General features: G+C 66.4%; 6 protein-coding genes. 2 read left to right on the top strand and 4 right to left on the bottom strand.

Annotated features, from left to right (window positions below; translation table 11 throughout):
* Positions 1-30: 30 nt before the first annotated feature.
* A complete protein-coding gene (locus ON45_RS12745) occupies positions 31-1,197 on the bottom strand; it encodes a glycosyltransferase family 4 protein (RefSeq protein ID WP_051062997.1) in 1,167 nt (388 codons plus the stop codon).
* Between the two features lie 36 nt (positions 1,198-1,233).
* On the opposite strand from ON45_RS12745, the gene ON45_RS12740 reads away from it, so the two are divergent.
* Both ON45_RS12740 and ON45_RS22265 read left to right on the top strand, forming a co-directional pair.
* Positions 1,234-2,076 (top strand): ABC transporter permease, encoded by an 843-nt coding sequence (locus ON45_RS12740; protein ID WP_040494363.1) that lies wholly within the window; start codon positions 1,234-1,236, stop codon positions 2,074-2,076.
* 1 nt (position 2,077) lies between these two features.
* Positions 2,078-4,279, top strand: a complete 2,202-nt coding sequence (locus ON45_RS22265; RefSeq protein ID WP_083914905.1) for an ATP-binding cassette domain-containing protein — start codon at positions 2,078-2,080, stop codon at positions 4,277-4,279.
* 25 nt (positions 4,280-4,304) lie between these two features.
* On the opposite strand, the gene ON45_RS12730 is transcribed toward ON45_RS22265, so the two are convergent.
* From ON45_RS12730 to ON45_RS12720, 3 genes are all read right to left on the bottom strand, one after another.
* Positions 4,305-4,970, bottom strand: a complete 666-nt coding sequence (locus ON45_RS12730) for a hypothetical protein (RefSeq protein WP_158412388.1) — start codon at positions 4,968-4,970, stop codon at positions 4,305-4,307.
* Positions 4,971-5,335: 365 nt separating this feature from the next.
* Positions 5,336-7,870, bottom strand: coding sequence for an ATP-binding protein (locus ON45_RS12725; RefSeq protein ID WP_040494361.1), 2,535 nt, complete (start codon positions 7,868-7,870; stop codon positions 5,336-5,338).
* 124 nt (positions 7,871-7,994) lie between these two features.
* On the bottom strand, positions 7,995-10,247 hold the full coding sequence (locus ON45_RS12720) for an enolase C-terminal domain-like protein (RefSeq protein ID WP_158412386.1): 2,253 nt from the start codon (positions 10,245-10,247) through the stop codon (positions 7,995-7,997).
* Between the last annotated feature and the right edge of the window lie 95 nt (positions 10,248-10,342).

Below are 10,342 nucleotides of genomic sequence, written 5' to 3'. Positions count from 1 at the left end.
CGACGGCAACGGCACCGACGAACTCTTCTACTACGAGGCGTGACGGCCGACGTCGTGGTCGCTGTCGGATCGGGCAATGTCCGCTCCGCTCGCCCCCGGAACGTCGGTCGCCCATCGCTCGATCTGTCGAGCGAATACTCGCCCATCGACCGCCCAATTGTGGTTCTCCGAGACCCACCGGTGGCCGAGGGAACCGTCGCGGCGCGCGAGCTCGGGGTCGCGAAGATAGGTCCGTACCGCATCGGCGGTTGCGCTCGCGTCGCGGAAGGGAACGATCAGACCGGCTCCGGCAGCATCGACGGCCTCGGCTGCGCGGGGCAGGGCGGTGGCCACCACCGGAGTTCCGTGGGCGAAGTACTCGTAGATCTTCGTCGGCATCGAGCCGACGTAATTGGGAAGCGGGTGGAGTAGACAGAGGCCCACCGACGCCCGTTGCACCAACTCGAGCGCCTCCGGGTTCGGGAGCGGTCCGCGCCAGTCGATCACGCCGTCACGATGAGCCCGTCGCAGTTCGTCGGCGACGTCGGCGTCGGCGGCGCCGACGAGTACCACGTCAGCCGCATCGCCGAGTTCGCGTGCCGCGGCGATCATCTCGATGGTGCCCCGTCCTCGTGACAGCCGACCGACGTACACGACCGACCGAGGATCGCGGTCGGACCGGGGCTGCTCGGGCACCGTGGTGGAGTTCGGCACCACCGGCCACTTCCCCAGGCGGTCACGGTAGGACCACTCCGCGAGGATCAGGTCGATGCCGCGACGAGCGAGCCACTCGAGTCCGGTCACCAACGTCCGCACTGCTCGTCGGCAGCGGCGCGGAATCCAGTCCCGGTCGGCGACACTGGCGATGACGTCCTCGTGGACGTCCCACACGATCGGCACACCGGGTCGCGCCAGGCGTATCGGGAGGACGAGTTCGAGATCGTGGACGAGGACGAGATCGAAACGTCCGCGGTGGCGCCGGACGATGCGAACGGCTGCAGCCCAAGCCGCGAGCCGCCGGCGCCCGGTGGCGCGCGGGAGAACGTGCCGTTCGACCGAACCATGGTCCAGCGCGGGTTCGGGTGCGGCGTAGATCACGTCGATCCCGGCGTCGCGGAGTGCTCCGATCTGTCGAAACGCGATCCGCGCGTCGTCGCCCCGATGGGCAACGGTCACGACCAGGACGCGCACCGACGGACGGTCGTTCGACGATTGCACGTTCCCGAATCTACTGCCGTGGATAGCCTCGGGGGAATGTCGAAGCAGGTCGCAGTGGCTTCTGAACACGACCTGATCGTGCTCGGAACGGTCGCCCCACTGCACACGTACCTCGGCGAGATGTGGGCCCGTCGCCACTTCGCCTACGCGCTCGCCGATGGCGATCTCCGCGTCAAACACATGAACTCCGTGTTGGGCCAGATGTGGCATCTGCTCAATCCGGCGTTGATGATCCTCGTCTACTACTTCATCTTCGGAGTGTTCCTCGGAGCGAGAGACGGAATCGACAACTACGTGGCGTTTCTCGTCGCCGGTGTGATCTCGTTCCGCTACGTGCAGGCCGTCATCATCCAGTGCACACGCAGTGTGCCCGCCAACATCGGGCTGATCCGATCGGTTCAGTTCCCGCGCGCACTGGTCCCCGGCGCGGTCACCATCGAGCAGACGCTGGCGCTGCTTCCAGGGCTCCTCCTCGTGTTCGTGGTCGCGGCGGTGGACGGGGCCCCGATCACCTGGCGGATCCTCCTCCTGCCGGCGGTGATCGGTGCCGGCGCGTCATTCGCTCTCGGGCTCGGGTTCTTCGGCGCTCGGATCGGTGCTTCGCTCACGGATCTCAGCCAGGTACTCCCACACGCCTTCAGGATCCTGCTGTACACGTCGGGCGTGCTGTTCAGCCTCCAACGGTCCGTCAGCAACCAACTGATCCTCACCATCTTCCAGCTCAATCCGTTCTACGGCTTCGTCAGCACCGTGCGATGGTCGATCATGGCGCAGCCACTCGAACCACTCGTCGTCGGATCGTTCCTGTGCTGGGCGTTGATCGCACCGGTCGTCGGATTGTGGTACTTCCGTCGCGCGGAACACCAGTTCGGGGCGTGACGTGACCGATCTGGTGACCGACGCGAACGACTCGATCGACGCGAGCACCCCCGCCAGCACGACCGTGCTGGCCGAGGACGTCCACGTCACCTACCGGGTGTACGAAGATCGTCCGCGCGGACTCGCCGATCGAGTGAAGACCGGCGAACTGCGGCGTCGCTACCGGGAGGTCGAAGCTGTCCGCGGTGTGTCGTTCGAACTCCGCGAGGGCGACTCGCTCGGAATCATCGGCTCGAACGGCTCCGGCAAGAGCACGCTGCTCTCCGCTCTGACCGGACTGCTTCCCCTGCGTGCCGGTGGTATCCACGTTCGAAGCCGCCCGACACTGCTGAGCGTCGGCGCCGCGCTACGGCTTGGTCTGTCGGGCCGTCGCAACATCGTGCTGGGTTGTCTCGCCGCTGGCATGTCCAAAGCGGAGGCGCTCGAGCAGGTCGAGCCGATCATCGAGTTCAGTGGTCTGAGCGAGTACATCGATCTCCCCATGAAGGCGTATTCCTCGGGCATGCGGGCGCGCTTGACGTTCTCGATCGCCACCGTGCGAACACCCGACATTCTGCTCGTCGACGAGGCGCTCGCGGTGGGAGACATGGAGTTCCGGGAGCGCTCGAAGGAGCGCATCGACGACATCCGCGACAGTGCCGGCACGGTGATTCTCGTCAGTCACCACCTCAGCGAGATCAGCGCCTCGTGCAATCGGGCGATCTGGCTCGACAAGGGAGTGATCCGAGCGGATGGCGACACCGACGAGGTGATCGAAACCTACGAATGGGCGCAACAACCGCACCAACGCTGGGCGACAGCGCCGACCAAACCCTTGGGCGACGACGAAAGGCCGGCGACTCCGCTGACCAGCATCCGCCTGCTCGCACGAGAAGCCTCGCCGCCGATCCTCGCCCGTCCGGGCGTCTCGTTCGACAGGCTGAACACGCGACAGGCGGAGAGCGCTCTGCTTCAAGCGAAGACACTCGCTCGGGGAATGAACGTCGTGCGATTGGGACCGACGACGTTCATCGCCTCGCTGGGAGAGCAGGAGTATCCGTTCGTTGCGAACACGGCACCGGGCACTTCGAGCTACGCCGACCACTTGAGTGACTTCGTGGAGCGCATCAGGCTGCTTCTCGATCGCTCAGGTCTCCCGACGCCGAGGCGAACCGTCTTCTCGACACGCGAAGGCCAGGTCGCGGAGGACTTCCTGGCCGGCGGATCTGGACCTGTCGTGGTCCGGCCTGTGGTTTCGACGAGCGGGAGGCGTGTCTCGATCGACCTCAGGTCGATCGATGACGTCGAGTCCGCAGCTCAGCGGGTGTCGCGCCGTTCCGGTGGCGCACAGGCCGTGATCGAGCAGCAGGTGCAGGGCCGCGACTATCGAGTCCTCGTCGTGGACGGTCGCGTGGTATCGGTCGTCGAGACCGTTCCGGCGCACGTCCGAGGTGACGGCCGGTCGACCCTGGGCGAGTTGGTCCAACTCAAGAACGATCGGCGAGCGGAACACCCGTTCATGGCGATGAGACGCGTCCGCCTCGATGCGGACCCGGTCCTCGTGAGCGACGGCTCACCGGTCGAAGCAGACGCCATCGTCCCTGTGGGGGAGATCGTCGACCTGGGCGCGAATGGACACCTACGACACGGCGGCGACATCGTCGATGTGACAGACGAGACCCATTCCTCGATCCACGCTGTGATGGATACCGCTGCCAAGGCGCTGCCCGAGTGGCCCATCACCGAGGTGCACCTCATCGCCGAGGACCATCGACTCTCGATCCACGACCAGGAATGGTCGGTGCTCGGAGCCACCGTGTCACCACGCCTGACCATGCACGAGTACGCCGGTGACGACGCGTGCCATTCGATTGCCGACATCGTGATCGACGCCGTTGCCGGGACCGAGACGGCGCTTCCCTCGAAGCTGACCGGTTCGATCACGGTCGACCTGAGCATTGCTGTGCAACCCGACGAACGATACGCCTCCTGGCTGGCAGAGTTCTGCGAGGAACGCAACGTCGTGGGTTGGATCGGCAACGCTGCCGATGTGCCCGGCTATCAAGGACAGCTCACCGGCGCGATCATGGACGTGAGCGCGATCGCCACCCGGGCCATTGGCGGTCCGACCGGAATCGTTCCACAGCAGGTCGAGTTGACCGAGCCGCGCGCGGCATCCTCCGAGATCGGCGGCTTCGAGGTGCGATCCGCTCATCGCACCTGATCGACGTAGGAGAGACCGCCGTCGATCAGGAAACCGGACTGGTCCTCACCGAGGAACATCGCCGCCGGTCACCAAACGCTCCGGCGGTCGCAGCGTGCGCGAGGAGGGCGATGCCATCGGAGCTGCCCGTCGCCACCACTCGCAGGACGCCACGAACGGGGTCCACGGACGTCACCGAGATTCCGAGTCCGAACCGATCGGCGTCATCCTCGTCGATCGACTCCGCCAGGCCGACAGAATCCGACAGCCCGGCGAGTTCGATCGCGAACGGAGTCTCCGCCACCCGATCCGACGTCGAGCCGCCGACCGCGCGATCGACGAGCCGTCCGACCAGGTCGATCCCTCCTGGCCCACGGCTGACGACAGGGGCCGGTTCGGCCGCAAGGGCCATCGCCTCGCCGTCGGGGAGGATCAGGAGGTCGATTTGCCCGAGTTCCATCGCGGGGAGCGCCTCGAGTGCGGCGACAGCGACGGCCGCTCCCTTCGCTCCGACGCTCGTCACCGTGCCGTCGATGGCGATCGCGTGGACGACTCGGTCGCGATCCACGAGACATGCGGCGAGGGCACCGTCGAGGTGTTCACGAACGTACACCCGGGCTGCAGAGCATGACCCGAGCGCATCGGCCAAGGCCGTTTCGGTCTCGACCGTCGTCACTCCGCGGGGGCGATGTCCGGTGGTCACCTCGTCCACGAGGTCCACCCCGTGATCGGTCGACCCCAAGAACCGGCGAGCGGCAAGCCCCGCCGACGTCCGCAGGACGCGGCCACGCGGTGTTGCGATTCCGCGATCGCGCCACATCGACGATGTCAAGGTGATCGATTGTGCGATCGACATCCCCGCGAGCGAGACGGTCGGCGGCACTGCACCTTGAAATGCGACGGACGAACGGTCTGCGGCGCCGGCAACGACCACGTCTCTCGAGAGGCGCAATGCCTCGAAGCCACGTCGTGTCAACTCGGCATGGACCAGAACCGAGTCGGCGGCCCGTCCGGTCGGCGATCCGGCGGATGGCCAGGTGGAGGGCACATGTCGCACCCGGTTGTCTTCTGGCGAACTCAGAATCGGCCTCCGATCGGCTCGGTGGAAACACGCGAGGGTACCGCTCCGGGCGGACCCACGATCGCAATGGATGCGATGATCGCAATCTGATCGACGGGGCCACCGATCGTCGCGCGAAAGTAGCCAGGACCGGAGTCCGTCACGGTGAGTTCGATGTCGAGTTCACGGCACTGGTGCGTGATCCAGTCGCGGTAGCCGACTGCCCTGAAGAACCCGTGGACCGTCAGGGAGGCAGTCATGGCCGCATCACTCGGTACGCCCGGGTCGATCCCCCGGCCGGAGAGGCACCAATCGAGGTACCTGCCCACGATCGGATGACGCGGCCCGTAGGCAACGAACTCGGCAGACGTCAGCGTCGGCCGGCTGTTCACCTCGATGATCGCCGCGCTCTGTGTCTCGATGGCGGCGCACGGGTCCTCGATGATCATGTCCAACCCCGAGAACTCGAGTCCGGGGATTGCCGAACCTGCTCGCTCCGCAATCTCGCGGAGCGAGGGGTGGAATCGTTCGAGCATCTCTTCGGTTTCACCGGATTGCTGATGGAGCGTGAGGTGCACGGGTACGTCTCGATCGGGGATCGAGTGGGCATCGAAACCCTGTCGATCAAGGAGATCCGCGAGGGCGTCGTCGAACTTGACGAGGCGATTCAGGAGATACGGATTCGTCCGCCGGAACGAGTTGCGGATCCCGGCGAGTTCGGCCACCGTTCGTCGTCCGTCGCCGTACAGGACCGAGCCCTGTCTGCGCAGCGCCGACACGACCCGACCGCCGAGGACGAAGACTCGATACGACCCGCCTTCGATGTGCTTTTCGACGATCAGTCCTGCCTCGCTCCCCGCACTACCGGCGGCAGACACGAATGCCTCGGCGACGGCCGCTCGATCGCGCAGGTTGGTGGCAACGCCCCGGCCGCCCCACCCGGCGACCGGCTTGACCACGACCGGGAAGCCGATCTCTGCGGCGTACTCCTGGGCTTCGGCGGCGCTGTCTCTCCCGAAGGTCCTTCCTGCGGGAGTCGGAACACCGGCTCGTTCGAGAAGCACCCGCGTGCTCTCTTTGTGCCCGCTGATCGCAGCAGCGGACTTGGCGCTCGACGTCGACTCGGCCCGGTGAAAGGTCACGCTCCGTCCCGAAGCGTCGTCGATCGTCAGTGCGATCCGCGAGAGGCGTATTGTTCGCAGACCGCGCGCCAGCGCTTCACGTTCGAGAATGTGGCTGTCGAGACCGTCCCGACCGAAACGACGGAGTCCGTCGGATTCGGCGGAATAGTCGTTCGGCGCGAAGCCGTTCACGATCAGCGGTTCGGCGGCCGGGAATCGCATCTCACGAATCACGCGCGGCAGCAGAGTCGCCCAGTCGACGTGGGCGCCCAACCCGACTCCCGATGGAGGCGCGAGGTGTTGCGAGTCGGCCCGGTGCTCGGGACCAGGCCTCGCGATCCCCTGGTCGTCACCTCCACTGCGCGCCGTGGACAACAGATCGAGGCGCGGCATCGACACACCGAGGTGAAGGTGCATCCGGAACGCGATGTCGCCTCCCGCTGTCGGGAACGCCAAACTGACCTCACGGTCGTTCCCGGCTGCATCCTCCGATGCCAGGTTCAGCGCCGCCATGTATCCGCCCACCAGGTGGGGCGCGATGCTGATGGCACGGCAACCACGACGACGGCGGTGGGACCACTTCGATCCAGCGTCCGGCGGAGTCGACGCGGTGGTCGCGATCCGCAGGTCGCCGTGGCCGCCGAGCGCCCGATCAGCCCGACGCTGGAGATCCGGCAGAACCGTCGACTCGGCACCGACCGGCTCATGGACCACGACGGCGGCCGGAATCGACCCATCGCGAATCAGTGCAGCGATGAGATCGATGAACACGCACGCGTCGGCGTCGGACAAGCGACCGCCTTCGACGACATGGAGGGCGTGAGCGAGACCCGCAGACCGTATTCGTCCGCCGACATCCCGAACGAGCGCCGCGTCCGACTCCGGTTCGCCGACTCCCTCGATGCGGATCACCCCGGTATCGGACGAGCAATTCTCGATCCGCTCCCCCCACGCGCTCGACGGGTCCGCTCCGTCGACCCGGACCGCCGGGACCGTCACGGTGGAACGCCGCTGGCCGAGCAGGGCGCACAGCGGACGATCGAGGCCCCGAGCGGCAACGTCGAGCAGCGCCGCCTCGACGCCGAGTCTGGAACCCCGGAATGCGCCCGGTCCGACCCCGGCCGGTGCATGAGCCGCCGCCACCAGATCGAGAGCGGCCAGTACCTCGCGTACCGACTCGACCGCAAGGGTCGGGCCGGTCAGATCGACCACCCGTCCAAGGAGGGCGTCGGCTGCAGCCTCCAGAAATCTCCACGCCGCGCCGGGCCCGGTGCCCGGGAGATCCAAACTCGGCAGACCTTCACCGACGCCGACGTACTCCGCGCCGGCGTCATCTCGGATCCGGACCCAGACGAGCACGTTGGATGAGATCGACGAACCGCGCGCGGCGGGTCCGCCGTGCGCTGCGTACTCGACGACATGAATCTCCACGATGGCCGAAACTCGCGTGGTCGTATCGGAGCCAGATCGCGGTATCGAAGCACCTTGCGCCACCGCCTTGCTCCTGCGTCGTCCGAAGGCCATCGCGCTCAACGCCTGCACGCGTTGTGCTCGGTCAGCACTGCTGATCCTTCGCAGTCATCCATCGAACCGGCACGGTCGACACTCGCGTGGGCCGTGCGTCGGGCGGGCCGATGATCGCGTGAGATGCCAGGATCGCGAGGTCGCTCGAACGACCGGCGACCGTTGCCGCATACGATCCGTGCGCGGAGCGCACGTCGCACACCTCGATCTCGAGCTCGGTCGCGCGATCCGCAACCCACGCTCGATATTCGCCGCCGACAAAGAATCCGTTGACGGTCAGCACGACCTCAATCGATCCGCTGTCGAGCGGAGTGGCATCGAGCCCGACGCGCTCGATGCACTCTTCGATGATGCGACCTGCCACCGGGTGACGGGGACCGAGCGCCGGGTATTCCGCGGAGGTGAGCGCTGGGCTGGAGTTCAGTTCGATGACGGACACGTTCTGGGATTGCGCGGGTTCACGATGATCCTGCGCGATGATGTCGATTCCGGAGTAGGCCAGTCCCGGGATCGCCCTGAGTGCGTTGACCGCGATCCGTTTGATCGACGGATGCATTTCGTGGACGACTTCCTCGTTCTCGCCACCCTGTGGGTGGAGTGTCAACTCGACGCGCTGCGCCTGTGCGGGAACCGAGTCCGGGCCGATGCCCTGCCGGGCGAGCGCCTCCAGACCCGCCACGTCGAACTTCGCCAACCGGTGCGAGAGATAGGGACTGGTTCGGCGAAAGGAATTTCGGGCGCTCGCGAGTTCGGCGACGGTCGATCGCCCGTCGCCGACGAGCACAGTCCCGTGCCAACGAATCGCGGAGATGACCTCATCGCCGATCACGAAGACGCGATACGAGTCGCCGGCGACGTGCGTCTCGACGATCAGGCCGTGGCGCACGTCGGCCGACGCGGCCGCCTTGGCGAAAGCTTCGCGCACATCCTCGCGACTTCGGAGCTCGGTGAACACGCCTCGGCCCCCGGTACCGGCAACCGGCTTCACGACGACCGGGAATCCGATCGAGTCCGCATACTCCTCCGCTCCACTCGAGTCGTCGAGCGAGAACGACCTCCCTGCGGGTGTCGGTACTCCGGCACGGCTCAACAACGTACGGGTGGATTCCTTGTCGACGGTCATCGCTCCAGCAGAACGCGATGTCAGGACGGACTTCGACCAACTGAAGCCTGCACAACGACCCGCAGCGTCGTCGACCGACAGCTCGATCGGCGAGATCCGGTGGGTTCCGAGCCCGCGTTGGATCGCTTCGCGTTCGAGCACGTGGCTGTCGAGGCTGTAGCGACCGAACCTCCGCACGCCCGCGACGATGTCGGAGTAGTCGTTCGGGGTCCGTCCGGCCAGCAGCAGGGGTTCGGCGGGCGGAGACATGGCCTGCCGGACGATGTACGGCAACAGTTGCGCGGCATCGACAACGGCGCCCAGCCCATGTCCTTCGGGAACCGACAACCTCGTGGCCTCCGCTTCGAACCTGGCGAGCGGTCGGACGAACCTCTGCTCGACCTGAACGGGTGGAACGGCGGTGGAGTAGTCGATTCGCCGAGCCGCCATCGCGAGATGGATGTGTGTCCAGGTCGTGATGTCACTCGCGCCCAACATCCCTCCGATGTACACCTGCACATCGCCGGACTTCGCGGCCAGATTCACGAGGTCGAGTGCTGCGAGCAGTCCGCCGGTCTTCGGTGTCTTGATGTTGATCGCCCGACACCCGCGCCGACCTGCGACCTGCTTGTAGTCGGCGACCTCCCAGAGGCTCTCGTCCGCCATCACTCGCAGATCGCCGGGGGCGGCGACGACCGCATCGGCCTGCCGCTGCAGGGTCGGGAGCATCGACGAACTCGAACTGACCGGCTGTTCCAGGATCAGGCGATGCGGGAGTGAACCGTCACGCATGAGTGCAGCAAGACGGTCGATGAACACGCCCGCCTGTTCGTCGGACAGCCCACCGTTCTGATCGATCCACACCACCGTGTCGCGGCCGAGGTCCTCCAGTTCCTGCCCGACGGCCGCGAGCAGTTTCAGATCTCGTTCGACGTCGCCGAAACCCTTGAGCCGAATCGCGCCGTATTTCTCGGCGTGGCGTCGCACCCGTCGAAGGAAACGATCAGAGAGTTGGCGCACGGTGACCGTGCTGAGCGTCTGGGTCACGATGGGCACGACCGGGCGCTGCGTGCCGAGTACTTCGTGGAGCGCACGACCCTGCGCACGCGACACGAGATCGAGCAACGCGACCTCGATGCCGAGCACCGTGCCGCAGAACGGACGGTGTCCCAGATCAGGCACCGCATGGTCTGATCGGACGCTCTCGAGTCCACCCATGGCCCGCCGCACCGACCGGATTGCGCTGGACGGGTTCGTCGCATCGAGGCGAGTACCGA

Source organism: Ilumatobacter nonamiensis YM16-303, from assembly GCF_000350145.1.
Taxonomy (GTDB): domain Bacteria; phylum Actinomycetota; class Acidimicrobiia; order Acidimicrobiales; family Ilumatobacteraceae; genus Ilumatobacter_A; species Ilumatobacter_A nonamiensis.
The sequence above is the reverse complement of the archived record's forward strand: the minus strand, read 5'-3'. Positions and strand labels throughout refer to the sequence as shown.

Bases quoted from the DNA above. Each gene is read 5' to 3' on its own strand.
- ON45_RS12740 (WP_040494363.1), top strand. From the start codon at position 1,234: ATGTCGAAGCAGGTCGCAGTGGCTTCTGAACACGACCTGATCGTGCTC.